Genomic DNA, 25,277 nt, shown 5'->3' with positions numbered 1-25,277 from the left:
AGGAGAGGACCGGAGGATGTGACAGGGAGCGCCCGTCAGGTATCGGCCAACGCGCCGCGGAGTTGGCTGCGCGAGTTGACGGCCAGCTTGGTGAACACCTTGTGCAGGTGCCATTCGACGGTACGTGGGCTGATGAACAGCTCGGCGCCGATCTCGGAGTTCGTCAATCCATCGCCGGCGAGTCGGGCGATCTGGGCCTCCTGCGCCGTGAGGCCCTCACGTGTCACCATGCGTCGGCGTACCGACTCGCCGGTTGCCAGGAGTTCGCGGCGGGCGCGCTCCGCGAACGCTTCGGCGCCGAAACGGTGGAGCATCTCGTAGGCGGTTCGCAGTTGTTCGCGCGCGTCGAGGCGCCGGTTCTCGCGACGCAGCCACTCGCCGTACACCAGGTCGGCGCGGGCGAGGTGAACGCCAACCCGGGTTCGCGCGAGACGCTCGATGGCCTCGCGGTACAGCTCCTCGGCGGCGCGGCCCTCGCTGAGCAGTGCTCTCGATCGAGCCAGAATGCCGAGCGCCCACTCCGTGCCGCTGGCGGTGGCTCGCTCATCGAGTCGCCGCAGGGCGGTCGCAGCCACCTCGTGGGCATCGCCCAGGGCCCCGGCCTCGACGAGCTCGGCGAGCGAGAAGCCGAGTCCCCCCAGATCGTCGTGCTCGCACGCCCGCTCGGCGCTCGCCAGGGCGACGTCGTACCGACCGAGGCCGTTGTACAGCACCGCGATCAGGTAGTCGCCCAGCCCGATGGCGCGTCCCTCGCCCCTGACGGCCGCCTCATCGACGTCGGCCTGGATCACCGCCGACACCTCGGCGCTTTCACCGCGCCAGGCGACGAACAGCAGCGAGCCGTACCGCAGGGGCGCGTTGCCCGTCGCCTTCGTGATCGCGTCGGACTCCTCGATCAAGGCAGAGGCTTCGGCGAATTCGCCGGCGTGGACATGCACAACGGCGCGGTAGGCCAGGGCGAGGGGAAGGACATTGAGCGCGCCGGTGTCGCGAGCCCGCCGGACCGCGCGAGTGGTCAGCTCATGCCATGCCTCGTCGTCCCACACGTCGCCCGCGACCAGCCACGTCAGCCAGAGCCACCGCATGTTGTCGTCCTCGTGACGACCGGCGTCCTGCCGGAAAGCCTGTAGAGCGCGCCGCAGCGGCGCCGCGCCCGTGACGTAGCCCTCGCCGAACCGCGTGGCCAGGCCGTCGAGGAGCACATCCATCGGCCGTGGTGGCTGCGGTCCCGGCGGGGCAGCGCGGGCGGCATCCGCCACGTCCCGCAATCCGCCCTGTTCGTCGAGGCGGCCGGCGAAGACCGCTGCCCCGAGTGCTTCCAGGTACGCCTCACGTGCCTGTCCCGCGTCGAGTCGTTCGAGTCGGTCGGCCGCACGGAGCAGCAACGGCACAGCATCACTGTTGCGCATGCGGGCGAAGACGATCTGGGAGCAGGTCCGGGCCAGCTGCGCGCGCTGAAGATCGTTCAACGGGCCGATCTTCGCGGCGGCGAGCAGTTCGAGTGCTGCATCGGGGGCCCCGGCCTCGAGGCTGGCACGTGCCGCGGCCAACGCTCGCGCTCCACGCCCGGCCGGATCCGGCGTCAGCTCGGCCGCACGCCTCAGAAACGCGGCCGCCGCCGCGATTCCGCCACGGGCCTGGGCACGGTCGGCCGAGCGCTCCAACTCGCCGGCCACGGCCTCGTCGGGTTCCACCGCCGCGTGGGCCCGATGCCATGCTCGGCGATCCGGGTCGGACTCGGGGTCGGTCGCCTCCGCCAGCGCGCGATGCACGTCCTGGCGGTCCCCGGGGGCCGCCGCGCGATAGGCCGCCGAGCGCACCAGCGGATGACGAAACCGCACGCGCGCTCCGAACTCGATCAATCCGGCCGCCTCGGCCGCCACCACAGCCTCCGGCCCGATGGCGAGCCGCTCGGCGACACGCCTCAGCAACGGCACGTCCCCCACCGGCTCGGCGGCAGCCGCCAGCAGCAACCGTTGCGTCGCGATCGGAAGCGACCCGATACGCCGCAGGAAAGTCTGCTCGATCTGGCTCTCCAGTGGCCGCGCGTCAGGACGTCCGAACCCACCGGCCAGCTCCGCCGGCGTCAAGCCCCGCGGCAACTCCAGCAGGGCCAGCGGATTGCCGCGGGTCTCGGCGACGATCCTGTCCTCGACGCGCTTGTCGATACGCCCGTGGACCACCGAACCCAGAAGCGCACGCGCATCCCCGTCGCGCAGACCCCGGACCACGAGCTCCGGCAGCCCCACCAACTGGTCGTCGGCCGGACCGTGCATCGGTCCACGCACCGCGAACACCAACGCCACCCGCTCCGCCAGCAGCCGTCGTGCGACGAAGGCCAGCGTCTGCGCGGAGACCCGATCGAGCCATTGAGCGTCGTCCACCACGCAGACGAGCGGCTGCTCCTCGGCCATCTCGGCCGGCAGGCTGAGTACCGCCAACCCGACCAGGAAACGGTCCGGCGCGGTCCCCGAGCTCAGACCGAACGCGACGGCCAACGCGTCACGTTGCGGGCCGGGAAGGCATTCGAGATGACTCATCATCGGCACGCACAGCTGGTGCAACCCGGCGAACGCCAACTCCATCTCGGACTCGACGCCGGCTGCCCGCGCGATCCGACATCCTGCCGCGCTCTCCACCAGGTACTCCGCCAATGCGGACTTGACGACGCCACCCGCGCCGCCGTCCTCGACGCGGAGTGCGAGCGGCTGGGGCAGATCGACCTGTTCGAAAACATGCTCCGCGCCGGCCAGAACGGCGGATCAACCGACACCATCGGCGCGCAGGACCCATCGCAGATCGCGCACATCGTGTGCCGGCGCTGCGAGAAGGTGTGGCTCGTCCTGGAGTCCACACCGGGGTGTTGCTATGACCATGCCGTCGCCAGGCTCGCCGACGCGCTCAACGACGACTGCTTCATCACGCCGTGCCCGCGGCCAGAGAGCCCCGGTATCACCGCGCCGGCAGACCACGAATACGAGTAGCCCGGCAAGGCCGCCCCAAATAGAGAAAGGCCCGACTCGGTCTCCCGAGCCGGGCCGTCCCAGCGGCGATCAACGCCGCCCACCAACGCCTAGTGCATGCGGTTGCTGCGGGGAGCGAGCGTGCTCACCGGCACGGCCGTGAAATACCCCTTGCCGTCGATGAACTTGTACGCCGTCACCAGGCCGGCGACGATGTTGTCGTTCCTGTTCTTCACCGTGATCGTCTTGCCCGGCTCCAGGTCCTGAGCCTGGTTCACGCCACCCGGAATGGTGACCCGCACCGAGATCCTGTGGGCGCCGGTGTTCTTCACCGTCACCTCATTGATCTTCCGATCGCGGTCGGTGTCAACGGCCTTGGCCTCGATCCGCGGGTTCAGCGTGCACGAGACCGCCCCGTAGCTGACCGAGAAGCTGGCGTAGAAGCCCCGGTTCAGGCCGCCGTCCCAGCGGTAGGCCGCGACCGTCGCCTGACCAGCCGCGATCTTGCCCTTGCCGGTGCCGAACTCGTTGTAGAACGCCTTTCCGGGCTCGATCTTGCTGATCTTCTTCTCACCGAACGGCGTGGTCACACGCACGTCGATCGGCGACCTGTCGGTGTTGAGGACATACACCGCGACCGAAGCCGACTCGGTGTTGTCGTAACACTTCGACTTGGCGTTGCTCGCCGTCTTCACGTCGGCCGAAGGCGCTGCCGCAGCAGTACCGGCCATGACGCCGACCGTTCCCAGGGCCACGAGGGCTCCAACGGCGGCGACTGCCAAGCGCTTCGCGATCACTTGTCTTCCCGTCCCTTTCCTCCACACGGACCATCTGTCCGCGCCGCTGGTCTAACGCAATTCCTCCTTCTGGTGTTACAGCTCGCTTAACCCTCAGTGATCACATGATTACGGGCCTGACGGGCCTACTCGGCCAATAACCGCAGCGTGATCGCCACTTTCACCAACCCTGAAGATCGAATTGCGCGACGCGACGCCTCGGCGTGTCGCGCGACGCGACCGGCCGCCAGCCGGCCCGCGCTTCCCCCGGCCCTCACACGGGTCCGGCCATCGGCCGGCCCCGCGCTTCCCCCTGCCCGAAGGAAGGGCTCGCATTGGCGGAAATGTGGTTTGCCGACGCGCTACGCGCCAGCGGATGCCGGGTCGATGAGTCGTTGGTCCCAGCCTGGCGCTCCCGCGGCCATCCGGGCGCGTTCACCCCGTGCGGGGTCCTCCTGCACCACACCGCCGGCCCGGCCGCCGGCAACCTGCCGAGCCTGCGGACCGTCCGCGACGGCCGCGCCGACCTACCCGGCCCGCTCGCCCAGCTCATGCTCGCCCGCGACGGCACGTGCGTGCCGATCGCCGCCGGCCTGGCCTGGCACGCCGGCTCCGGGTCCTGCCGGTGGGTGCCAGGCAACAACGGCAATCGCTACCTGATCGGCATCGAGGCCGAGTCGGTCGGCACGCGGGACGACTGGACCCCCGCCCAGCGCGAGGCATACCCGCGCGGCGTGGCCGCGCTGTGCCAGTACCTGGGGCGTCGGCGCCGACCGGGTGCTCGGGCACCGCGAGTGGGCGCCCACCCGCAAGGTCGACCCGGCGTTTCTGGATCTCGACGCGTTCCGCGCCCGCGTGGCCGCGCTGTGCGCGGCGCCGGCCACATCCACCACCTCACCGAAGGACGACGAACCCGTGACCCCGGAACGCACTCTCCGTGCCGCATTCATGGCCGAGGCCGGCGACGGGAGTGTCGCCGTCGACCGCGCGTGGATCACGTTCGGCTCGGCGTGGGGCGACTCGACAATGACGATCACCACGCTCGACCCGGCCGGCCGTGTGCTGTCCCGATTCGAAGATGTGCGCGTTGCGAACAGCACGAAGGGTGTTGTCGACGTGCCGGCCGGCTGCGCGCTCGCGACGATCGAGGGCACCGTGTCGGCGGCCGGCGCGTTGCCAGCGGCTGCGCTCGTGTGCAAGGCGCGGTGACGCTCAGCGCGCCCAGCATCAGACCGTGGTGTCGCAGCGGTCCGAACACCGCCGTCTGACGATGCGGTTGGAGAACGCGTCGCGGACCGCAGCTAACCAGAATGCGCCTTGTCCGCAGGGGATCCGGGTGGCGTCGGCGGCCCACGGCCGGTCGGGGCGGGTGCGGTTAAGTCGCGGTTGACCGGTTCCGGCGCTGGTGTCGCGTCCGGGTTGGGCCTGGTTGAGGCTATCCGCCGGTGCTTGTGCGCAGCGTCTCCCGTGGCAGTTCGCCGAAGCGCTCGCGGTATTGCTGGGCGAAGCGGCTTTGGTGCAGGAAGCCCCATCTGATCGCAATGTCGGTGACCCGCACGAGGGAGGGGTCGCTGCGCTGCAGTTCGGCGCGGACGTGATCGAGCCTGATCCGGCGCAGGTAGCTCATCGGTGACTCGCCCAGCGCCTGCTGAAAAGTGGCGTGCAGGGTGCGCACGCTCATACAGCCGGCCCGAGCGAGTTCCTGTGGAGTGAGCGGCTCGTCGGCGTGTCGCTCGATGTAGTCCAACACCGGTGCGAGCCGGCGGTGCCGGACCGGTTCGGCCGGTGCGGCCAGCTCGTCGGCGAACTGATGCCGGCCGGTGTGCAGCAGCTGCGTCATGACGAACGCTTCGAGCTGCTCGCGGGCCACGGGCATGTCCGCGAGCCCTCCTGGCCGATCGAGCTCGCGTGCCAGGAACTCAACCGCTGCCAGCAAGGTGCTGCCCCGGCCTGTTGTCAGGTCGATGCCGAAGTCGAAGTCGATCACCTCGTGGACGCGGCGGCCCAGGAGGTCGCCTAGGTGGTTCTCCAGGCTCAGTCGAGGGATCTTCAGGATCAGCTGCTGTGCGTCGGGTGAGCAGCGCACGGCGTGCTGCCGCTCAGGGGAAAGCACGGTGCCGCTGCTGTGCGCGCGAGCGGTGGCCCGGTCGCCGTCACTGCGGTCGGCGTAGATGCGGCCGCCGACGGTGAGACTGAGGTGGTAGCAGTCCCCCGTCGGGGGCATGACGGCCTTCGCACGGGACTCGTGCGTCAGGTATCCGAGCGTGAAGAGCCGAAGCGACACGGCGTTGAGCGTCATGTTGAGCGCGTCGTTCGGCGCGGTCAGCTCGTGGTCGAGGTAGACACGCGTGACGGCGTCACGTGCCTCGTCCAAGCTCTTCGTGCGCAGCACCGGGAAACGGGTCAAGCGGGGCATCTCGGTATCTGCGCTGATGGTTTGTTCCGAAAGTACACTCATTCCGTCTCGACACCTCCGCGTGCGTTGCCGCCTCTGCGAGATCGCGCCTAAGCAACCTGGTCTCGGCCTACCGGCCGTTGAATGGAATGTTCACTCATTGATCAGCTTCAATTAACCTCGATGATCCACTTACTGAAATCGGCGAAAACGGTGGACGGAGACCACATCCGAGACCCATGCGTACGAGTAGATATAACCACAGACGAACGAGTGAGGCTCCCGGCTCCGCTGGCGAACGCCATCGTGGTCCTGGTGTCGTTGGTGTCGGCCGGCAACTTCCTGGCGAGCGCGTTCCTGCCGGACTACCGCTCCGACAGCACGCTGAACTTCGTCTTCATGACCATCGTCGGGGGTGCGCTGGCGCTCCGCGGCGGAGACAACCGCGGCGTCGGCGGCCTCCTGGGCCGGATCGTGAAGCCCCCACCCCCGCCGGACGAGCCGGGCGAGCCGCCACCGCCGGAGCGGCCATGACCTACGTCCTGCTCTCCCTGTTCTGGACCGTCGCCGGCCTGGTCGTCGGCTACTGCCTCGGTCGCGCCGGCCGGCTCGAAGCACCGGAGGTTGCCATGCACCGCGCCGAGAACCCGCCGTCCTGGTGGCGCCGGCACCTGGGGAGCCGGCTCGTCGGCGTGCTCCTGGTGGTCCTGGCCGTGCTCTCCGTTCTCACCGGCGCGACCTTCATCGACCGGCAGGCCGACATCGCGGCCTGTCAGAACGAATACAACCGCCAATTCGCCGCCGCCCTGACCGAGCGCAACGTGGCCAGCGCGCGCGAGCGCGAGGGTCAGCGCCAGCTCCTCGACGCGGCTCTCCGGCCGCGCGATGACCTCGACGCAGCCGCGCTCACGGCGGCTTATCAGCGCTACCTCGCGATCCTCGCGGCCGCCGACGCGCAGCGGGAGGCGAACCCGCTGCCGGTCCGCGCGTGCTGACCGGCGCGCCTCGGACGCTCACCACCCCTCTCAACCCCATGGAGGAGCCATGACCGCAACCGAGCCGAACCCGCAGGAGCCGCAGCCGGTCGACCCCGACCAGCCGGACCAGCCCCAGCCGGCCGAGCCGGTCGAGGACGACAACGAGAGCGACACCGAGCGCTGATGGGCGATCACGCCCTCACGGGTAGTGGCCTTCTGAAGCAACGGCCCTCTTCAGCGAAGGCAACCGCCGGTGCGGCACCTCCTCGACCCACCCGCCGACCATTGCCACAGCGCGATCCTGCCTCGATCGGAATCTCGTCGTCGGACGGGATGTGGTCGTTAGACTGACGGCCTGTCTAACGGCGGCGGAGGCTATGTCGAGGGGTGATCGCGGGCCGAGCCTGCGTGGCCGCCGCAGCGAGTGCGAGTCACTGGAACAGCTCATCACGAGCGTCCGCACCGGGCAGAGTCGAGTGCTCGTCCTTCGCGGCGAAGCCGGGATAGGCAAGACCGCTTTGTTGGATCACGTGGCGGGCAGCGCGGCCGAGTGCCACGTCGCGCGAGCCACCGGCGTCGAGTCCGAGATGGAGCTCGCGTTCGCCGGGCTCCATCAGCTCTGCGCACCATTCCTGGACCGACTCGGTCGGCTTCCCGCCCCCCAACAGGACGCGTTGGGAACGGCGTTCGGCCTGCGGGACGGGAACGCACCCGACCGGTTCCTGATCGGCCTGGCCGTGCTGAGCCTGCTGTCCGACGTCGCCGAGGATCGACCCCTGGTCTGCCTCGTCGACGACGCGCAGTGGCTCGACCAGGCCTCGGCGCAGGCGCTCGCATTCGTCGCCCGCCGTCTGTTCGCGGAGTCCGTAGCTCTGGTCTTCGCGACCCGAACGACCGCTGATGATCAGGCGTTCCGGCAGTTGCCGGAGATGCTGGTCCGTGGTTTGGGTGACGCGGACGCCCGAGCGTTGCTCCGGACGGCACTCCGTGGCCCACTCGACTCGGCCGTGCGTGACGAGATCATCGCCGAGGCTCGCGGCAATCCGTTGGCGTTGCTGGAGCTACCCCGGGGGCGCACGCCTGCGCAGCTGGCGTTCGGGCTCGGGATGCCCAATTCGATGCCTCTGGTGAGTCGCATGGAGCAGGGGTTCCTTCGACGGCTCCAACCGCTTCCGGTCGACACCAGACGGCTCCTCCTCGCGGCCGCGGTCGAACCGGTCGGCGACGTCACCGTGTTGTGGGGTGCGGCCGAGCGGCTCGGTATCCCACCGGGCGCGGCGGCGCCTGCCGCGGAGGCAGGTCTGGTCGAGTTCGGTGCCCGTGTGCGGTTCCGTCATCCGCTGGTGCGCTCGGCGGCATGGCGGGCGGCCGGCGTGCGTGAGTTGCAAGAGGTGCACGCCGCGCTGGCCGAGGCTGCTGAGCTCGATCCCGACCGCCGGGCATGGCACCGCGCACAGGCCGGCACGGATCCGGACGAGGCGGTCGCCACCGAACTCGAACGCTCGGCAGATCGCGCCCAGGCCCGCGGTGGATTCGCCGCGGCAGCGGCCTTCCACGAGCGCGCGGCCGAGCTGACCCCCGATCCGGTGGACCGCGCTGCCCGCGTCCTGGCGGCGGCGCAGGCGAAACTCCAAGCCGGTGAGTTCGACCCGGCTCTGGACCTGCTGGCGGCGGCCGAAGCAGGACCGCTCGACGATCTCGGGCGGGCGAGGATCGATCTGCTGCGTGCCCAGGTCGCCTACGCCTCGCGCCGCGGCAACGAGGCGCCCCGGCTGCTGCTCGCCGCCGCCAAGCGACTCGAACCGCTTGATATCGAGCTCGCCCGTGAGACATATCTGAACGCCTTCTCTGCTGCGATGTACGCCGGCCGCTTCGCCCGCGCCGAAGACCTGGCGGAGTTGGCGGCTGCCGCACCACGGGCGACGACGGCTCAGAACCGCAAGCGCGACTTGCTGCTGGAGGGCCTGGCTTCCCTGGTCAGGGATGGGTACTCGGCTGCGCTGCCGATCGTCCGGCGAGCGTTGCAGGCGTATCGCACCGAGGAGATCTCGGTTGCGGAAGGCCTACGGTCCCTCTGGGTCGCGGGGGTCGTCGCGGCGGATGTGTGGGACGACGAGAGCTTCAACGTCCTCCCCGCGCGCTTCGTGAAGATCGCTCGCGATGCCGGTGCCCTGAGCGAGCTCCTCCTCGCGCTCAACTCACGCATCATCATGCTCGTGTTCGCCGGCGAGCAGGAAGCGGCGACGGCCGTCGTGGATGAGGCAAGAGCGGTGAGGGAGGCGCTCGGGAGCGAGCGTCCCCTCTACGAAGTAATGGTGTTCACCGCGTGGCAGGGCCGCGAAGAACACGCTCTCCCGCTGATCGAGGCCAGCATGAACGACGTCGTGGCCCGTGGTGAGGGTATCGGGGCGGCCGTAGCACAGTGGGCGCACGCGCTGCTCTTGAACGGCCTGGGCCGGTACGAGGACGCGCTGGTCCCGGCTCGAGCGGCCGGGGACTGCCCACAGGAACTGGCCGCGGCGAACTGGGGGTTGGTCGAGCTGATCGAGTCGGCCGCCCGAAGCGGCGCCCCCGACATCGCGGCCGACGCGCTCGAGCGGCTCTCCGAGATGACGCAGGCCAGCGGCACCGACTGGGCGCTCGGCGTCGAGTCACGTTCGCGTGCGTTGTTGAGCGAGGGCGACGCCGCGGAGCGGCTCTATCGGGAGGCGATCGAGCGGCTTGGTCGCACAGCGGTCCGGGCGGAGCTCGCCCGGGCTCGTCTGCTCTACGGGGAATGGCTGCGCCGCGAGGGCCGACGCCTCGACGCGCGCGAGCATCTGCGGGCCGCGCACGATCTGTTCACCGCCATGGGCGCCAAGGGCTTCGGCGAGCGGGCTCGTCGCGAACTGCTGGCCACGGGAGAGACGGCACGCAAGCGCACCGTCGAGACCCGCGACGACCTCACGGCCCAGGAGGCGCAGATCGCCCGGCTCGCCGCACGTCAGCGTACGAACTCGCAGATCGGTGCCCAGCTGTTCATCAGTCCGCGCACGGTCGAATGGCATCTGCGCAAAGTGTTCACGAAGCTGGGCGTCAGCTCGCGCAAGGAGCTCGCCGGGGTGCTGCCCGACGCTGTTCAGGCGTCCGCCCCCGTTTGACGAACCCGCCTGGCACCGCTCGAGCCGGAGGCCGCGGCACAGAGATCGGCGATCTCGCAGACGTCGTCAACGCGGGACACGACGAGCGGCGCCGGCCTTGGTAACGCCAGTCCACCTCGCCCTCCTTCCTGGGAATGGCTCCTGATGTCGTGCGGCGGTCGGTCGTCCGGCGCCGGTACACAGGCCTGGGCCGAGCGCCCATCAACCGGGATCACCGTCGCCTCACCGAGGTGCTGATCGCGCCAGTGGGAGCCACTGGGACCCCCTGGTGCACCGCCCACGTCCCCGTGCCTGCGGCCCCACGACATGGACACACGTCGCTGTCCCGCGCGGGTACGAACAGCGTCACGTGTCCATGTCGCGCCGGGGGCACGCTGCCCGGAGTCGCGTGCGTCGACCAGTGCCCCGCGGCCCCTGGCCCGGGGTAGGCCCGGACCTTCGACGGGCGCGATCGGAACCCGCGCAAAACGACCGTAGCGGTGTCACCACCTCGGTCGGAGAGGAAAGCCGCTCCCCGGGGCCCGAGCCCTGACGAATAGGAACCTCATGCGCTTGTCCGACGTCGGCGTCGTAGCGAACTCGGGTCCGTCGAGGGCAGGCACGAAGGAGGATGCGGCGACGTCTGCTCATCCGCTCGTCCCGGCGGTGGTCACGCCTGAGCGAGCGGGGGTGGGTGATCCGTCCGTGCCCGAGGTGGCCGAAGCAGTGGCGGACTTCGAGGGCATTCGTCCACGCCTCTTCGGGATCGCGTACCGGATGCTCGGCGGCGTGGCCGATGCCGAAGACATCGTCCAGGAAGTCTGGCTCCGCTGGCAGGCCGCAGACCGGGCGGGCGTCCGTGATCGAGTCGGGTTCCTCGTGACGATCACGACGCGGCTTGCGCTCAATGCAGCCACGTCGGCCCGCGCCCGTCGCGAGGTCTCGGTCGGGCGCTGGCTGCCTGAGCGTGTTTCCGATGCCGAGGAACCCCCGTCGAGGGCAGAACGGATCGAGGCGCTCGAACTCGCCGTCCGGCTCCTGCTCGAGCGGTTGTCACCGATCGAACGCGCCGTCTACATCCTGCGGGAGGCATTCGGCTACCCGTTCTGCGAGATCGCCACCACGCTCGTCATCGGCGAGTCCAACGCGCGACAACTCGCGCGGCGAGCGCGGATGCATCTCGCCGAGCAGCGGCGCATTCCGGTCGATCCGGACGAACGCGGGCGGCTGCTGGCCACCTTCATCGTCGCGGCACAGGCCGGTGACATGGCGCGCCTCACGTGCCTGCTCACCGACGACATCGATTCCTACCGCGACCGTAGTGGGCACGTGCACACGCGTCGTTCGCCGATGCCGGCTTCGGGGCACAGCGCGATGGGGAAGCAGCCCGGCGCGGCAGGGCGTCATCCGCAACCCAATCGGCACAACAGACACGACACCGCTCGCCCGCGCCCCGCACATGGCGGACGGCTGCATGCGAGTTCTGGTGGACATACCCCTCTCACGGAAGCATGATTCAGTGCCCTCGCGCTTGCTACTGCGGGTCCACAACTGACTGCTCGTAACGAAAATCGGCGCATTTTAGACAAGCATTGCTATAGGCGCGAGTCGTTCGTGATCTTCATCACTCGGACCGACCGTGTCTTTGTCGATTCTCACAGAATTGTGATGATCTTCCTGGAGCCGCCCCCGTTGCCCACATTTTCTTTGCGCCTTACGGAGCCAGCCGGATCACAGACCCCGTTGTATGGTCAATCCAAGTAGACGGATGTGTGGCGAGTGGCCGCGAGTACGACCAATGCAGCGCTTCGACTGGCGCCCGGGTCGCGCTTCCGTTGTTTCTCGGCGAAGGCCTTCGGAGGCGCTATGACCATCATGAACTCGGACCGAGTCGACCTGCCGGAAGTCACATCGGCGGCGGATTTCGAGGTATTTCTTCCCGAGCTCGACGGCGACCTGCTCCTCGACCAGGACGAGGAGTGGTGCGAAGTGCTGGTCGACGGGCGGCGCGACCGCATCCGATTCCACGACTACCACCGGATCTACGACATCCCCGGAATGTACGAACGCCTCTTCTACGACATGCTCGAATGCGTCTCCCCCCGCCTGGTCCGCGACCTGCTCGCCACAGCGCTGGCCGAGCACGCGATGAAGGCCGAGAACCTGCGGGTGCTCGACGTCGGCGCCGGCAACGGCATGGTCGGCGAGGAGATCCGCACGCTGGGCGTGGACACCGTGCACGGCGTCGACATCCTGGAAGAGGCAGCCGCCGCTACCCGACGCGACCGCCCGGACGTCTACGACGACTACCTCGTCGCCGACCTCACCGATCTCACCCCCGAACAACACGACGTCCTCGTCCACGCCGACCTCAACACGATGACCACGGTGGCCGCGCTCGGGTTCGGCGACATCCCGCCCGAGGCCTTCGTCGGCGCCTTCAACCTCATCGAGACACCGGGCCTGCTGGCGTTCACCATCAAGGACGACTTCCTCCGCGACGACGACCCCAGCGGCTTCAGCCGGCTGATCCAACGCATGCTCGCCGAGAAGACAATCGTGCCGCTGGCCGAAAAACACTACCGGCATCGACTGTCGGTGCACGGCAAGCCGCTGGAGTACATCGCATTCGTCGCACGCAAGACGGACGATGTCCCGGCAGCCTGGATCGGCTGACCAGCTCTGGCCACTCGCCTCCACCGGGCGCCCGTCGGCCCGAAGGACGGCGTCCCTGGATCTTGACATCGTGGTGATCCGCAGCACGTCGTCTCCCTCGGACAGCCCTCGGTCGCTCGGCAGCGGCGCCGGCGCGCGGACGAACGCCGACGGCCTAATGGAGTACCCGAGGCCGTCACGGCCGGCGCGCCGACGCATCAGCGGTCGTCAGGCTCCGACCAGCGGCTGAGGCACCGAGAACATCCCGGCCTCATGGGCTCGGCGTGGAGCAATCAGACCGGAAGCTCCCTCGACGAGCGCCAACGGCCGTCAGGCGCCCAATGGGTCACAGACGCCGTGATGCTGACAGCGGCTGTGTCAAGCTGGTCGGTAGGCAGGTCAGTCCCGCAGGGGTCGACGAGATCCTGCCCTTGCACCGGTCTGAGGAGCCACGACGAAAAAGACACAGATGTGAACGGCACACTCACTCCGGATGAGCAGCTCGCGAAGCAGAGCATTGAAGACTTCGGGCGGTTCCGAACGGGCGACGAGTTGGCGGCGTTCTTGCTGAGCAAAGGAGTCAAGGGTGCGCGCGTCAAGGGCGCGTGCCCCGTCGCGACATACATCCGCGGATTCACCAACCGCGTCCGGATACTTGTCAGCGCCACGACAACTCAGATTTGGTCGAAGAACCTCACGACGGTACCCAACCCGCAGGCTCTGACCGAATTCATCGCCGACTTCTACGCGGGGCACCATCCTGAACTTCTCCGGTCGTGGTTGCCCGTCAGCGACCGATGAGAGGATGCCGAGGGGTGCGGCCGACCTTCCGCAGTTCGGGAACGACCCCGTAACGGACCTCCTCGTCGTGCGGTGCACCGGACAGCACCCTCCCGCTACCCGGTGCGCCGGAGTTTCAGGCCGCCGAGGCGCTGATCAAGCTGGAGCGGTGCGCCGGTCGTGCCAGTGGGGAGACACCGGTCAACTCCAGACCGGCCGCGGTGAGCAGTTGCTCGAAGTCGGTTCTGGTGCGCTCCCTGCCCGTGACCAGGACCAGCATGTTCAGATCTCGAATCATGGTGACCGCATCGAACTCCGCAGGGTCATCGGGGACCACCGTCTCCACCAGGTACAACGCGGCGTCCTGCGGCATGGTCTCCCGGCAGTGCCGCAGGATCGTGACGGCGTCGTCGTCGCTCCAGTTGTGGATCACGTGCTTCAGGAGGTACGCATCGCAGCCGCCGGGAACCGATTCGAAGAAGTCGCCGGGCACGATGTCACAGCGCTCGCGCACCCCGGCCGCCGCGACCGTTGCCTCGGCGCCGCTCAACCCGGACTCGGTATCGAAGAGCACACCCTGCATGTGGGGGTGCGCGGCGAGCACGCCGGCGAGTATGCCGCCGCTTCCCCCTCCCACGTCGGCCAGCCGAGCAGATCCGGCGATCTCCGGGATCCCGCTCAGGACGTGTGCGATGCTGCCGCTGTTGGCTGCCATCGTCTCATTGAAGATCTCCTCTTTGTCCGGGTGTTCCGACAGGTGTTCGAACAAGCCGCAACCGAAGACATGGCGGAAAGCGTCCTGTCCGGTGCGGACGCTCTCGTCGAGCTTTCCCCAGGAGAGCATTTTCTCGCCTGACCCGTACCAGAGGAGGGGGTTGCGCATGGAGCCCGGCACGTCAGCGCGCAGTAACTCACCACGCGTTGTCAGCCCGAAGCGGACACCGTCAACCCTCACGGTGCCGGTGGTGATCGCAGCCCGGAGCAGGCGGTTCAGCGACGCCGCGTGAGTTCCCGACCTCTCCGCGAGTTGTTCGGCGCTCGCCGGCCCGTCGCCGAGCAGGTCCGGAATACCCAGTCGGACCAGGGCATACAGAACCAGCGGCTTGTGGGATTCCCACATCATCGAAGCAAGGTGGACACGTTCCTCTTCGATCTGATTCATGGCCATGTTCGTAGCACGCCGTTCAGTCTCGTCCCGCAGATCCGTCTATTGATCTGCGACACAAAACTCAGCTCTTTTGGTCCGATTCATCCACATCGTTCGGCCAGTGCAGCTCCCGCATGAAATCTGTTACCGCGGAGGCGGTGCTGCCGGCTTCACAAGCACCGCAGATCATTCCTGGTCAAGCCGGATTCGGTGACGAGAGGCGATCCCGCAGAACCGTGGCGCCCGTGCCTGTCAGGTTCGCGAGGACCGCGTGGCGTCCGCAGGCAGCCATCAGCAGGTCGATGCCGCGGCCTTCGGCGGTGGCGCCGTCACCCCACGTCCATTCCAGGTCTGTAGCCACGAGCCGCAGCCCGCGCAGTCGGCCTCGGGGCACGAAGCCGACCGGGCGCCCCGTGGTGACGAACTCCAGTGCGGGACGGACGTGCGCGGGATCGGGCGTGTGGGGTAGGCCGAGGGGAAGGCGCATGTCGCCGCCGTGGACGAGCACGTCGGTCAGCGGCCCCCGCGCGCCCACGAAGGGCGGCGCGAACCGGCTGTCCGCATGACGGCGTAGGCGCGTGGCGAGCTCGCCGGCGGGCTCAGCCGCGATCCGCCGCGCGATGGTGTCGTTGGTCGCGTGCGCATCACCGCGATGGCGAAGCAGTTCGCCGACGAACGACAGCTTCGATGGGGTGGCTGCTGCGACGAGGTGGGCAGCAACCATGCGGACGGTCCAGCCCTGGCACAGGCTCGGCGAGCCCAGCTGATCGGCGTCGAGCTCGTCGATCAGGTCGGCGATGCGGCGCCGCTCGCGGGCCGAGGCGATGTAGACGGCGTCTGTGCTCACGCGATCACCGCGATGGCGGCCACGATTTCCATGTGGCGGTCAACCCGATGTCGATCTCGATCCACCAGCAAGCACGTAGCAACGGTCGAAACCTGGGGTGTCATCGAGTGATCCGCCTCCTCGCGTCGGTCCTCCTGCCTGTAGGACCCGCCCGTGAGGTTGATGATCTCGACTGCCGGGTGTTGCAGTCCAGCAATAAAAGACCGCTGTCATCACCCATCGTTCGTCCGAATACGGAGTGTCGACTGGTAGTGCGGCTACCAGTCCCGCGAGCACACCAGCGTGTCCAGCAGGAGGAACTCGACCATCAGCGCACCGTCGCCGTGCCCAGGATGGCCGGCGGGAAGCTGAGACCCAGCGCGTCCATCGTCTTCTTGTTGATCACGAACTTCACTCCGGTCGGGTGACCGAACGGGACCTCACCCACCGGCGTCCCGAGCAGGACCGTGGCCGCGACCCGGCCGGTCAGCACACCGACGGCCGGATAGTCCGGCCCAATGCTCGCGAGAACGCCGTCGACGCTCGCGCCGCCGCTCGACACGTAGACCGGAACGCCGGCCCCGCCGATCGTGGAGCCAACCGCCGGAAGGCCCGCCAACACCGCCGCGTCCGGCCCGACGAGCACCGCGTCGGCGCGTCCGACGAGGCTGCGGGCCGCGCTCGGGACATCGGCAGGCCCCGAGATGGTCGCCTCCACCAACTTGAGCCCGGGGTGCACAGCGACAGCCCGGCGCAGGGCGTCGATCCACACCACCATGTTCTGGTTGGACGGGTCGTACACGGTGCCCAGTCGGGTCGGCGCCGGGCGGATCGTCATGATCGGGTCGAGGAGCCACGCCGGGTCGACGTAGTCGACGCTGCCGGTGACGTTCCCGCCGGGCCTGTCCAGGCTCTCCGCGACGCCGGCGCCGACCGGGTCGCCCATGGCGATCGCGATGACCGGCCGATGAGTCTCCTGCCGGGCCAGCGCGATCACGGCGGGCGTCCCGATCACCGCGAGGGCGTCGTCGGTGGAGCCCGCGAGGTCACGCGCCGCCCTCGCGATGAGGCTCTGATCGCCCTGCGCATCGATCACGTCGAACGTGACCGGCTTCGGTGCCATCGACCGGGACAGCTCGTCCTGGAACGAGCGCACCGTTGCATCGATCACGGCCGCCGGGGCGATCTGCAGCAGGCCGATGTGATAGCTGTCGCGCTCGGCAAGCGGCCTCACGTCACCCTGTGCCCCCGCAGCGCACCCGATGACAAGGGACGAAACCAGCAGAAACGCAGCAACCGCGGGAATCGCGCGGCGCCAGAAACGAGAGGTCACCTTCGCCCTCCGAGTCTAGCTGAAAAGGAGTTTTCGGGCACCCGCAGTCCTGACACATTCCCAACAATTCGCTTCGGCTCAGCTCCGCTGAACCGCAATGTGAGCAAACTCCGATGACGGCAGCGATCTCGGACAGCTGGTCGAGTGCGGCGGGTGCGCCGTCGAACTGGCGTCCGCCGTGGTTGGACACGAGGGCGGCGGAGGCTCCGGCGGGTCGGGGTTGAACCTCTCGCGCCGGTTGGCCGCGCGACAGCCGAGTGGGTGCCTCCCTCGGCCGCGCCGGCCTGAGCGACGGCACGGTGTCCCCCGGGATGGAACAGCCCGTCCGCGCCGAACGGGGCCGTCAGGATCGGGATCGGCTCAGCTCGGGAGCAGTCCGTTCCAGTAGCTGTCCGCGCTGACCAGATGGGCGTCGAGAAGCTGCACGGCGCGTTCCTCGTCGCGATCGAGGACGGCCTGGAAGATCCGCCGGTGTTCCGCGTTCGACTGCCTGCGCCGGTCGCGGTTCTGGAAGTAGTACTCCCGCTGCCGCTTCGTCATCAGATAGAAGATGTTCACCAGCCGCAGGAGCACCATGTTCTGGGTGGCCTTGACGAGTCCGCAGTGGAAGTCGCGATCCAGCTCGCCGACCGGCTCCCCCGCGGCGATGGCGCGGTCCCACTCGCCGAGACAGCGCCGCAGCTCGTCGATGTTCGCGTCGTCGTGCCTTCGGCAGGCCAGCCGGACCGCCTCGAGCTCCTGGATGCGCCGCACTTCTGCCGTCTGGTTGAGCTCCTCCCGCGACAGCGGGATTCCCAGCTCGGCGAACAGCGCCAGCGCCTCGATGCTGGCGGACTCGGTCGTCAGATAGATGCCGGACTTCGGACGCCGCTCGATCAGGCGCAGTGCCTCCAACACGGACAGCGCCTCGCGAACCTGAGGCCTGCTCGTCTGGAACCGCACCGCGAGCTCCCGTTCCGAAGGCGCCCGTTCGTTGCGGGCGTAGCCCCGGGAAAGCAGGAAGGGGACGAGCTCGGCCACGAGGGCGTGCTGCTCCTTCACGGCGTCTCCTTATCGCGCTGACCGGATCGGAATCCGGAGGTTGGCCTTCCAATCTGGTCAGACCAGATGTTACGCTGCCGTAACGTCCGTCACTCCCCTGGGGCTCCCTGGCCCACGCTCGCCGTCGGGTTCCACGTCGAGAGGAGTCGCGATGCCCGACGCACCCGATCCGTCGTTACGCCACAGACGCGACACCATGCTCGCCGCACAGCGCACCTTCAGGCAGCGCTCGGCGGCGTTCGATCCCTAGCAATCATCGGCCGCCGACGCGAGCCTCGAAAGAGGTCGCACTCGGATCTCACGCTCGTCATTTCGCCGATCAGGCGTTCGAGCAGATCCAGGAGCAGTTCGAGGAGCACGTCCTCGGCTGAACCCATCGACGAAGGGGAACCGAGCGTGAAGATCGCAGCCGTCCGCTGCGTGGAGTACAGCGGCACGATGGACCATCCGGGCGTGTTCTGGGAGGAACGCCTGATCCGCCCCGTCGACATCTATCCCCAGTTCCGGGCCGAGGGGCCGACGTTCCTGCCGTCGACGGGTGCCGGCGCCTACCGGATCACCGCGGTGTTCGTCCACATCGAGACCGACGACGGCGTCACCGGCACCGCCGGGCCGATCACCAGGGAGCAGGCCCACCTCATCGAGACCGGCTTCGCACCGCTGCTGGTGAGCCAGGACCCGCTTGCCACCGAGTACCTGTGGGACGTCATGTACCGCTCGGCGGTGCACGGCCGCAAGGGCGTCGAGATGATGGCGATCAGCGCCCTGGACTGCGCGCTGTGGGATCTCAAGGGTCGCCACTTCGGAGTGCCGGTGTACGTGCTGCTCGGCGGCCCGGTGCGGGACTCGATCCCGGCCTATGCCTCCGCGCTCGGCTACTCGCTCGACCTCGACGCGGCACGGGAACGCGCGGCCGAGATCGTGGCACAGGGGTTCAGCGCCACCAAGTGGTTCCCCCGGCACGGGCCCTCCGACGGCAAGGCCGGAATGGAGGCCAACGTCGCGCTGATCGCGGCACTGCGCGACACGGTCGGGCCGGACGTCGACATCATGGTCGACGCCTGGATGTCGTGGGACGTGCCGTACGCGCTGCGCATGGCCGACCGGCTGGCGGAGTACGCGCCACGGTGGATCGAGGAACCCGTGCTGCCGGACAAGCCGCAGTCCTATGCCGAGATCACCCGGCGGATGCGCAGCGACATCCTGGTGTCGGGTGCGGAGCACGAGTACACGCGCTGGGGCATTCACCAACTCATGGCCGCCGGCGCCATGCACCTCTACCAGCCCGATACGTACTGGGCGGGCGGCATCAGCGAGATGCTCAAGATCGCGGCGCTGGCGAGCGCGTACGACGTGCAGCTCATCCCGCACGGCCACTCGGTGCCGGCGAACACGCACATCAGCTTCGCCCAGCCGCCGACGCTCACGCCGATGATCGAGTACCTGCTCAAGTGGAACACGATCCACCAGTGGTTCCTCGCCCATCCCGTCCACCCGGTCGACGGCGAGGTGACCCCGCCGACCGAGCCGGGCCTGGGCATGGACCTCGACGAGAACAAGATCGAAAGCCGGCGAGAGCTGAGCTTCGCGTGACCGACGACAAGCGGGGAGAGATCATGGGTAGGACCTTGCGTGAACTGTGGGACGGCACCGACGCGACGATCGGGGGCTGGTGCTCCATCCCCAGCCCGTTCTCCGCGGAGCTGATGGGCCGTAGCGGATTCGACTGGGTGTGCATCGACACGCAGCACGGGCTGGTTGCCTACGACCAGATGGCGCCGATGCTGCAGGCACTGTCCATCACCGCTACGCCGGCGTTCGTGCGGGTGGCATGGAACCAGCCCGACCACATCATGAAGGCACTCGACGCAGGCGCGCAGGGAGTGATCGTGCCGATGGTGAGCTCCGAGGAGGAGGCACGCGCCGCGGTCGCGGCCGCGAAGTACCCGCCCATGGGTATGCGCTCGTGGGGCCCCATCCGCGCGGCGTTCGACGTCGAGAACTACAGCCCCGAGGTGGCCAACCGGCGCACGATCGTGGCGGTGATGATCGAGACGCCGGGCGGAGTGGAGAACCTCGACGCGATCCTGTCGGTTCCGGGCGTCGACGCGATCTACGTGGGCCCGTCCGACCTCGCACTCGGCCACGGGATGACACCGACTCTCGCCGTGACGGACCCCGAGCACGAGCGGCTCATCGAGACCGTCGTCGACGCCTGCAGGCGGCACGGCGTCGTCGCGGGCATCCACTGCGACAGCGTCGAGACCGCACGGCGCTGGCACGCCCGCGGGTACGCGATGTTCACGGTCGGCTCGGACGCCGCACTGATGCGGCAGGCCGCCACAGCAGTCGTCGCGCAGGCGTTCGACGGCAGTAGGCAGGTCGTGCTCCCCAAGACCGGGCAATACGCATGAGCGCGCGGGATCGCGTCGAGCTCGCTGTGATCGGCACGCACCGTGCCGCGGTGCTCGAGGCGCTCGGTGCCGAGTTCACGCTGCACGAGGTCGAGTCGTTCGACGACGTCGCAGGCTCGCTCGGTGCGGCGGCGGAACGGATCCGGGGCGGCCTCTCCAGCCCCATGATCGGCCTGTCTGCGCCGATGATGGATGCGCTGCCGAAGCTGGAGATCGTGGCGCTGTTCGGCGTCGGGCTCGAACGCACCGACCTCACTCACGCCCGTGAGCGGGGAATCGTCGTCACGACCACACCGGTTCTCTACGAGGACGTCGCCGACACCGCCGTGGTGCTCGCGATGGACGTCTCCCGTCGGATCACCGCCGGGGACCGGTGGGTGCGGGCGGGGCACTGGGGTGCAGGTGGGCCTCCGGCATCCGGCAAGCGGTTCTCCGGCAAGAGGGCGGGCATCCTCGGCATGGGCCGGATCGGACGGCTCCTCGCTCAGCGGCTCGCCGCATTCGACATGACCATCGGCTACTACGACCCGCGGCCCGCGCCCGACGTCGATCACCGGCTGTACTCCTCCGGCGTGGAGCTCGCGCGCGAGTCCGACTTCCTGTTCCTCTGCGCAGCGGGTGGTCCGGGGCAGCGCGATCTCGTCGATGCCGAGATGCTCGCCGCACTCGGCCCGGAGGGTGTGTTCGTCAACATCGCGCGCGGGTGGCTGGTGGACGAAAAGGCGCTGGTCGACGCCGTGGTCACCGGCACGATCGGCGGCGCGGGTCTCGACGTGTTCGCCGACGAACCGAACGTGCCGCGGACGCTGCGGGAGGCGGACAACGTGGTCGTTCTCCCGCACATTGCCAGCAACACCGTCGAATCCCGCCACGCCATGGACCAGTGCATGATCGACAACATCCGGTCCTGGTTCGCGACGGGCAAGGCCGTCACGCCGGTGCCCTGACGCGCGATCCTCCGGGCGGCCCAGCCCGTGCACGTCGAGGGTGGGTTCGGAAGGGCCCATGAACGTCAGTAGTGACAACCGGACGTTCATGGGCCGACATCCGTTGCGTGGCCGGCCAGACGGGGTGCCCCCGAGACGGGTATCAGGCCAGCTCAGGCCTGTGTGGTCTCGTCCTGCTTCCGCTCGGCGGCGTACTTGTCCGTCCATGCCTGGATGGCCGCGCCGTTCTTGGCGTCGAGCTCGCCGTGGCGGCTACGCGCCCACTCCTGGGCCGCGAGCAGCCGGCGCTGCGACGGCTGGAACGCGGGGATGACGTGGCGGGCGAACAGCTCGTAGTGCCGCTGCGTGGCCTCCCAGTTGGCCCAGTCGTGCTGCATCATCATGTAGCAGCCGAACCCACCGGCGGACTGGTCCATCAGCCGCTGGATCTGGGCGACGGCCATGTCCGGCGTGCCGATGACGCCGAGCCCGGTTTCGTTGATCCAGGCGACCCGCTCCTCGAAGGTGTCCCCCACCGCCCGGAACGTGGGCAGCGCGAGCGTCTTCTGGGTGTAGTCGCAGAACACGTCGAAGCCGTAGCGGACGTCCTCGATCGCCTGCTCCTGGGTCTCGGCGATGTGCATCGGGCCGACCAGCCGCCAGCGCGACCGGTCGGTGGGCCGCCCGGCCTTCTCAGCCTCCGCCTCCAGCACGTTCCAGTGGTGGGCGAGCACGTCGAAGCCCTCCCGCGTGGTCGCCCCGAGCGACAGCAGCGACAGACCGTACTTGCCGGCCAGGATCGGCCCGGCCGGCGAGGCGGTGGCCGCAACCGCGATGTCGAAGACCGGGTCCGAGTACGGTGCCAGCTGGGTGGCGGCCTCGATCAGCTCGTACCGGTCGGTCTTGTGCGACACCCTGCCGTCGCCGAGCAACAGCCGCAGCAGGACCTCAAGGTCCTCGGCGAGCGCGGGGCGCAGGGCGGAGGGCTCCAGCCCGATCATCGCGGCGTCGGTGGGCAGCGAGCCCGGGCCGACCCCGAGCATCAGACGCCCACGCAGCAGGTGGTCGACGAGGATCGCGCGGTCGGCCACCCACAGCGGGTTGTGGTAGGGCAGCGAGACGACCCCGGTGCCGAGCTTGATGGAGCGCGTCACGGCGCCGACGTGGGCGATGAAGGTGAGCGGGTCGGCGATGATCTCGGTGCCGGCGCTGTGGTGCTCGCCGATCCAGGCCTCGTCGTAGCCCAGCCGATCCATCAGCTGGATCGTCTCGACGTTGCGCTGCAGCGAGGTGGTCGCGTTCTGGGTGGGTGGCGAGTTGAACGGCGGCATGAAGATGCCGAAGCGCAGCTTGTTGACGGGGTTGGGCACGGTTGCTCTCCTCGGTCGGCGATGATCGGGTCGTCGGGGGCAGCGCGCGAGCACGGTCGGCACGTCGACGGCGCAGCTTCTCCTAGAGCGTCGCACGGAGATGCCGAACCGGGCCGCGACGGCCGACTCGTTGCCTACGCACTCGGTCAGGATCCCGGCGATAGTGGATCGAGAAACGCGCCCGGTCTCTGGCCGGCGAAGAGGCAGAAGAGCTACACGGGCTCGAGGACGTCGCCGAGGTCCTGAGACATGTAGGCGGTCAGCAGCAGGTGCTGTCCGATACCGACGAGCTCAGGAACTCCTTCGACACGGCGTGCGGCGTCGAGGATTTCATTCCACGCCGAAGGGTCAGCGCGGCGCTCCTCGACGTCCAGCATGAGGTAGCCCGGCCCCTCGATCGCCACGGGCGGTGCCGCGGTGAAGCCCGCTTCCTCCGCTTCGGCCATGAACTCGTCGGGCCGGTGCGTGTAGGCCGCGAACCCGCCGGGCTCCAGGGGGTCGAGGTAGCCCGTGGCGAGCACCCTGTCCAGCGTGGCATCGAAATTGTCGTACGCGAGGCTGAGTCGCTTCAGCAGCGATCCGTCCAGCAGCGTCGCCCAACGGCTGATGGCGGCGGCGAAGACGACGCCGCCGGGTCGCAAGATCCGGCCGGCCTCGCGCCAGCAGTGCAGACGTTGGTCTCGGTCATGCAGGTGGTAGAGCGGTCCGAGCAGCAGCACGGCGTAGACCGAGTCATCAGGCAGGTCCAGATGACGCGCGTCGGCGACTGCGCTGTCGATCAGGAGTCCGGCGGCAGAAGCCGCCTCGGTGGTCTGTCGGACGTGCAAAGGGAACAGGTCCCGATGAATCACGCTGTACCCCGAGGCTGCGAGCCAGAGACTGTAGGCGCCGGGCCCGCCTCCGACGTCAGCGACAGTTGCCGGCGGCGGCGGTAGATGACGTTGCACCAGCTCTTCGGTGCGTTCCCGCTCCAATCGCCCGCGCGCGGAGTCGAGGCGGGCCGCTTCCCTCCCGCGTTCGTAGTAGGGCGCCGCCAACTGAGGTCCCGGATCACCGCGCATGGAGTCATGATCGCTCCGTGGCGCCCCCTCCACACCGGAATTCCCCTCGCCGCAGCGGTGCTCTCGATGAGGGCAGGAGCGCGACGCCGCCGTGTCGGGCACCACACTGACAGCGGCCGCTCTGGACGCCGGCCATCCGACCGTGATGCAGTTCGCGCGCAGGTGTGGCGGATCATCACCGGCTCGGGTGGACGTAATTCGCGTCACTTCAGGGTTGCCGAACCATCTGGTGAGCCTAAGTTACTTATACGTATAAGACACTTCGCTCGATTGCGGACTCGTTGTAAGGGGACACCATGAAGATCGAGAGCGTCGAGCAGTTTGCGAAGTTCGTATCGGAAATTGAAGCCCGCAGCGGCTACACCCGTCCGCAAGCCTTTGGCGTAGGCCTGGCCACCTTCCGGATCGACTCGCTCGACGACCCCGCCACCATCAACGCCGACGCAACCGTGCTCGATACCTGGTTCCCCGCACCGAACCGCGAGGAGAATTTCGGCACCGCCGCGGTCCTCGCAAACCTGGTCGGTCACGGGGGCGGGTCCGGGAGCTACCGTCTGGACGTCGCCGATCTGGAGCGCGCCCTCGCGACGTTCGCCCCATTCGCCAACGACGGAAAGCGACACGCGAACGTCACCGCGCTGAGCCAGTTGCGAGACACGCTCCAGCGACTCGAGCGCAATCGCGCGCGCTATGCGAACGGCGACGTGGGACTCGACCGCGTGCTGCCGCGCGGCGTCGTGGTGACGTTCGTCGACGACCTCGCCCACGAGCCGGTCGATGCCCACGACGCGTACTTGCGCCTCCACCTCCTCTCCACGCGCAAAGTCACGCCACACGGTCAGAACCTCGACGGCCTGTTCGGACTTCTCGCCAACGTGGTCTGGACCAACGTCGGACCGTTCGCGCCCGAAGGGTTCGAGGAAGTACGCGGTCTCCTGCGCAGCCAGGGCGTCGACGTACACGTGCACTCGATCGACAAGTTTCCACGCATGACCGACTACGTGGTGCCGACCGGTGTGCGCGTGGCCGACGCGGATCGCGTTCGACTGGGTGCCTACCTGGGCGAAGGCGCTACCGTGATGCACGAGGGCTTCGTCAACTTCAACGCGGGCGCGCTCGGCAAGAGCATGATCGAAGGCCGTGTCAGCGCCGGCGTCACGGTGGACGACGGGAGCGACGTCGGCGGTGGTGCGTCGCTCATGGGCACGCTGTCGGGCGGCGGCAACATGGTCATCCGGGTCGGCCAAGGCTCACTGCTGGGCGCCAACTCGGGCTGCGGTATTCCGCTGGGCGACGGCTGCACGGTCGAAGCCGGGCTCTACGTCACGGCCGGTACCAAGTGCTCCCTGAGTGACGGACGCGTGGTGAAAGGCCCGCGAGCTCGCCGGCCACGACGACCTGTTGTTGCGGCGCAACAGCGTGAGCGGCGTGGTCGAGGTCGTCCACAAGAAGAATCAGGTCGTGCTCAACCCCGAGTTGCACAAGAACTGAACC

The 25,277-nt window shown here is 68.6% G+C and carries 21 protein-coding genes and 2 pseudogenes; 13 read left to right on the top strand and 10 right to left on the bottom strand.

Annotation, left to right across the window (positions count from 1 at the left end; genetic code table 11):
* Nucleotides 1-35: 35 nt before the first annotated feature.
* Nucleotides 36-2,498, bottom strand: coding sequence for a helix-turn-helix transcriptional regulator (locus ABD743_RS19180; protein ID WP_344723482.1), 2,463 nt, complete (start codon nt 2,496-2,498; stop codon nt 36-38).
* 9 nt (nt 2,499-2,507) lie between these two features.
* On the opposite strand from ABD743_RS19180, the gene ABD743_RS19175 reads away from it, so the two are divergent.
* Nucleotides 2,508-2,984 carry a hypothetical protein gene (locus tag ABD743_RS19175; protein WP_344723481.1) on the top strand — a complete coding sequence of 159 codons (477 nt, stop codon included), beginning with the start codon at nt 2,508-2,510 and terminating at the stop codon, nt 2,982-2,984.
* 89 nt (nt 2,985-3,073) lie between these two features.
* On the opposite strand, the gene ABD743_RS19170 is transcribed toward ABD743_RS19175, so the two are convergent.
* A complete protein-coding gene (locus ABD743_RS19170; RefSeq protein ID WP_344723480.1) occupies nt 3,074-3,718 on the bottom strand; it encodes a hypothetical protein in 645 nt (214 codons plus the stop codon).
* Nucleotides 3,719-4,083: 365 nt separating this feature from the next.
* On the opposite strand from ABD743_RS19170, the pseudogene ABD743_RS44515 reads away from it, so the two are divergent.
* Together ABD743_RS44515 and ABD743_RS19165 are read left to right on the top strand one after the other, a co-directional pair.
* Nucleotides 4,084-4,476: pseudogene (locus tag ABD743_RS44515) on the top strand (N-acetylmuramoyl-L-alanine amidase); the annotation flags it as partial.
* A 40-nt stretch (nt 4,477-4,516) separates the two neighbouring features.
* Nucleotides 4,517-4,948 carry a hypothetical protein gene (locus tag ABD743_RS19165; protein WP_344723478.1) on the top strand — a complete coding sequence of 144 codons (432 nt, stop codon included), beginning with the start codon at nt 4,517-4,519 and terminating at the stop codon, nt 4,946-4,948.
* 226 nt (nt 4,949-5,174) lie between these two features.
* On the opposite strand, the gene ABD743_RS19160 is transcribed toward ABD743_RS19165, so the two are convergent.
* Nucleotides 5,175-6,146 carry a helix-turn-helix transcriptional regulator gene (locus ABD743_RS19160; protein ID WP_379659136.1) on the bottom strand — a complete coding sequence of 324 codons (972 nt, stop codon included), beginning with the start codon at nt 6,144-6,146 and terminating at the stop codon, nt 5,175-5,177.
* A 261-nt stretch (nt 6,147-6,407) separates the two neighbouring features.
* Here ABD743_RS19160 and ABD743_RS19155 point away from each other — a divergent pair, with 261 nt between their 5' ends.
* From ABD743_RS19155 to ABD743_RS19130, 6 genes are all read left to right on the top strand, one after another.
* On the top strand, nt 6,408-6,668 hold the full coding sequence (locus ABD743_RS19155; protein WP_344723476.1) for a hypothetical protein: 261 nt from the start codon (nt 6,408-6,410) through the stop codon (nt 6,666-6,668).
* Nucleotides 6,665-7,129, top strand: coding sequence for a hypothetical protein (locus tag ABD743_RS19150; protein ID WP_344723475.1), 465 nt, complete (start codon nt 6,665-6,667; stop codon nt 7,127-7,129). Before ABD743_RS19155 ends, ABD743_RS19150 begins: the two co-directional genes overlap by 4 nt.
* 359 nt (nt 7,130-7,488) lie before the next feature.
* Nucleotides 7,489-10,251 carry an AAA family ATPase gene (locus ABD743_RS19145; RefSeq protein WP_344723474.1) on the top strand — a complete coding sequence of 921 codons (2,763 nt, stop codon included), beginning with the start codon at nt 7,489-7,491 and terminating at the stop codon, nt 10,249-10,251.
* A 669-nt stretch (nt 10,252-10,920) separates the two neighbouring features.
* Nucleotides 10,921-11,745, top strand: coding sequence for a sigma-70 family RNA polymerase sigma factor (locus ABD743_RS19140; RefSeq protein ID WP_344723473.1), 825 nt, complete (start codon nt 10,921-10,923; stop codon nt 11,743-11,745).
* A 360-nt stretch (nt 11,746-12,105) separates the two neighbouring features.
* Nucleotides 12,106-12,906 (top strand): class I SAM-dependent DNA methyltransferase, encoded by an 801-nt coding sequence (locus ABD743_RS19135; protein ID WP_344723472.1) that lies wholly within the window; start codon nt 12,106-12,108, stop codon nt 12,904-12,906.
* A 450-nt stretch (nt 12,907-13,356) separates the two neighbouring features.
* Complete coding sequence (locus ABD743_RS19130) at nt 13,357-13,686, top strand: hypothetical protein (protein ID WP_344723471.1); 330 nt, start codon at nt 13,357-13,359, stop codon at nt 13,684-13,686.
* Nucleotides 13,687-13,801: 115 nt separating this feature from the next.
* Here the strand turns inward: ABD743_RS19130 and ABD743_RS19125 are convergent, their stop codons facing one another.
* The 5 genes from ABD743_RS19125 to ABD743_RS19105 form a co-directional block, all read right to left on the bottom strand.
* Complete coding sequence (locus ABD743_RS19125) at nt 13,802-14,788, bottom strand: methyltransferase (protein WP_344723470.1); 987 nt, start codon at nt 14,786-14,788, stop codon at nt 13,802-13,804.
* Between the two features lie 220 nt (nt 14,789-15,008).
* Nucleotides 15,009-15,659, bottom strand: a complete 651-nt coding sequence (locus tag ABD743_RS19120) for a maleylpyruvate isomerase family mycothiol-dependent enzyme (protein ID WP_344723469.1) — start codon at nt 15,657-15,659, stop codon at nt 15,009-15,011.
* Nucleotides 15,660-15,966: 307 nt separating this feature from the next.
* Nucleotides 15,967-16,872, bottom strand: coding sequence for an ABC transporter substrate-binding protein (locus ABD743_RS19115; RefSeq protein ID WP_344723468.1), 906 nt, complete (start codon nt 16,870-16,872; stop codon nt 15,967-15,969).
* A 1-nt stretch (nt 16,873) separates the two neighbouring features.
* Nucleotides 16,874-17,269: an alpha-hydroxy-acid oxidizing protein gene (locus ABD743_RS19110; RefSeq protein ID WP_344723466.1), complete on the bottom strand. Its 396-nt coding sequence runs from the start codon at nt 17,267-17,269 to the stop codon at nt 16,874-16,876.
* Between the two features lie 62 nt (nt 17,270-17,331).
* Nucleotides 17,332-18,012, bottom strand: a complete 681-nt coding sequence (locus ABD743_RS19105; protein ID WP_344723465.1) for a FadR/GntR family transcriptional regulator — start codon at nt 18,010-18,012, stop codon at nt 17,332-17,334.
* Between the two features lie 396 nt (nt 18,013-18,408).
* Here ABD743_RS19105 and ABD743_RS19100 point away from each other — a divergent pair, with 396 nt between their 5' ends.
* Genes ABD743_RS19100 through ABD743_RS19090 form a run of 3 tightly spaced genes read left to right on the top strand, consistent with a single transcriptional unit; the run spans nt 18,409 to nt 21,373 of the window.
* Nucleotides 18,409-19,605 (top strand): enolase C-terminal domain-like protein, encoded by a 1,197-nt coding sequence (locus ABD743_RS19100; RefSeq protein WP_344723464.1) that lies wholly within the window; start codon nt 18,409-18,411, stop codon nt 19,603-19,605.
* Nucleotides 19,606-19,628: 23 nt separating this feature from the next.
* On the top strand, nt 19,629-20,426 hold the full coding sequence (locus tag ABD743_RS19095; protein WP_344723462.1) for an HpcH/HpaI aldolase family protein: 798 nt from the start codon (nt 19,629-19,631) through the stop codon (nt 20,424-20,426).
* Entirely contained in the window at nt 20,423-21,373 is a 951-nt protein-coding gene (locus tag ABD743_RS19090) for a 2-hydroxyacid dehydrogenase (RefSeq protein ID WP_344723461.1), read from the top strand. Before ABD743_RS19095 ends, ABD743_RS19090 begins: the two co-directional genes overlap by 4 nt.
* A gap of 152 nt (nt 21,374-21,525) precedes the next feature.
* On the opposite strand, the gene ABD743_RS19085 is transcribed toward ABD743_RS19090, so the two are convergent.
* Together ABD743_RS19085 and ABD743_RS19080 are read right to left on the bottom strand one after the other, a co-directional pair.
* The gene (locus ABD743_RS19085) at nt 21,526-22,722 is read right to left on the bottom strand and encodes an LLM class flavin-dependent oxidoreductase (protein ID WP_344723460.1); all 1,197 of its coding nucleotides are present in this window, start codon (nt 22,720-22,722) and stop codon (nt 21,526-21,528) included.
* A gap of 212 nt (nt 22,723-22,934) precedes the next feature.
* Nucleotides 22,935-23,783, bottom strand: a complete 849-nt coding sequence (locus ABD743_RS19080; protein ID WP_344723459.1) for a class I SAM-dependent methyltransferase — start codon at nt 23,781-23,783, stop codon at nt 22,935-22,937.
* A 296-nt stretch (nt 23,784-24,079) separates the two neighbouring features.
* On the opposite strand from ABD743_RS19080, the pseudogene ABD743_RS19075 reads away from it, so the two are divergent.
* Nucleotides 24,080-25,274 (top strand): annotated as a pseudogene (locus ABD743_RS19075) (tetrahydrodipicolinate N-succinyltransferase N-terminal domain-containing protein).
* Nucleotides 25,275-25,277 lie beyond the last annotated feature (3 nt).

Origin of the sequence: Pseudonocardia yunnanensis (genome assembly GCF_039534065.1) — a bacterium.
Lineage (GTDB): Bacteria > Actinomycetota > Actinomycetes > Mycobacteriales > Pseudonocardiaceae > Pseudonocardia > Pseudonocardia yunnanensis.
This window is presented reverse-complemented; position numbering and strand designations above follow the sequence as displayed.

Excerpts from the sequence above, each read along its gene's own strand:
- ABD743_RS19150 (WP_344723475.1), top strand. The coding sequence starts at position 6,665 with ATGACCTACGTCCTGCTCTCCCTGTTCTGGACCGTCGCCGGCCTGGTC.
- ABD743_RS19145 (WP_344723474.1), top strand. The coding sequence starts at position 7,489 with ATGTCGAGGGGTGATCGCGGGCCGAGCCTGCGTGGCCGCCGCAGCGAG.
- ABD743_RS19135 (WP_344723472.1), top strand. The coding sequence starts at position 12,106 with ATGAACTCGGACCGAGTCGACCTGCCGGAAGTCACATCGGCGGCGGAT.
- ABD743_RS19125 (WP_344723470.1), bottom strand. The coding sequence starts at position 14,788 with ATGATGTGGGAATCCCACAAGCCGCTGGTTCTGTATGCCCTGGTCCGA.
- ABD743_RS19095 (WP_344723462.1), top strand. The coding sequence starts at position 19,629 with ATGGGTAGGACCTTGCGTGAACTGTGGGACGGCACCGACGCGACGATC.
- ABD743_RS19090 (WP_344723461.1), top strand. The coding sequence starts at position 20,423 with ATGAGCGCGCGGGATCGCGTCGAGCTCGCTGTGATCGGCACGCACCGT.
- ABD743_RS19080 (WP_344723459.1), bottom strand. The coding sequence starts at position 23,783 with ATGCGCGGTGATCCGGGACCTCAGTTGGCGGCGCCCTACTACGAACGC.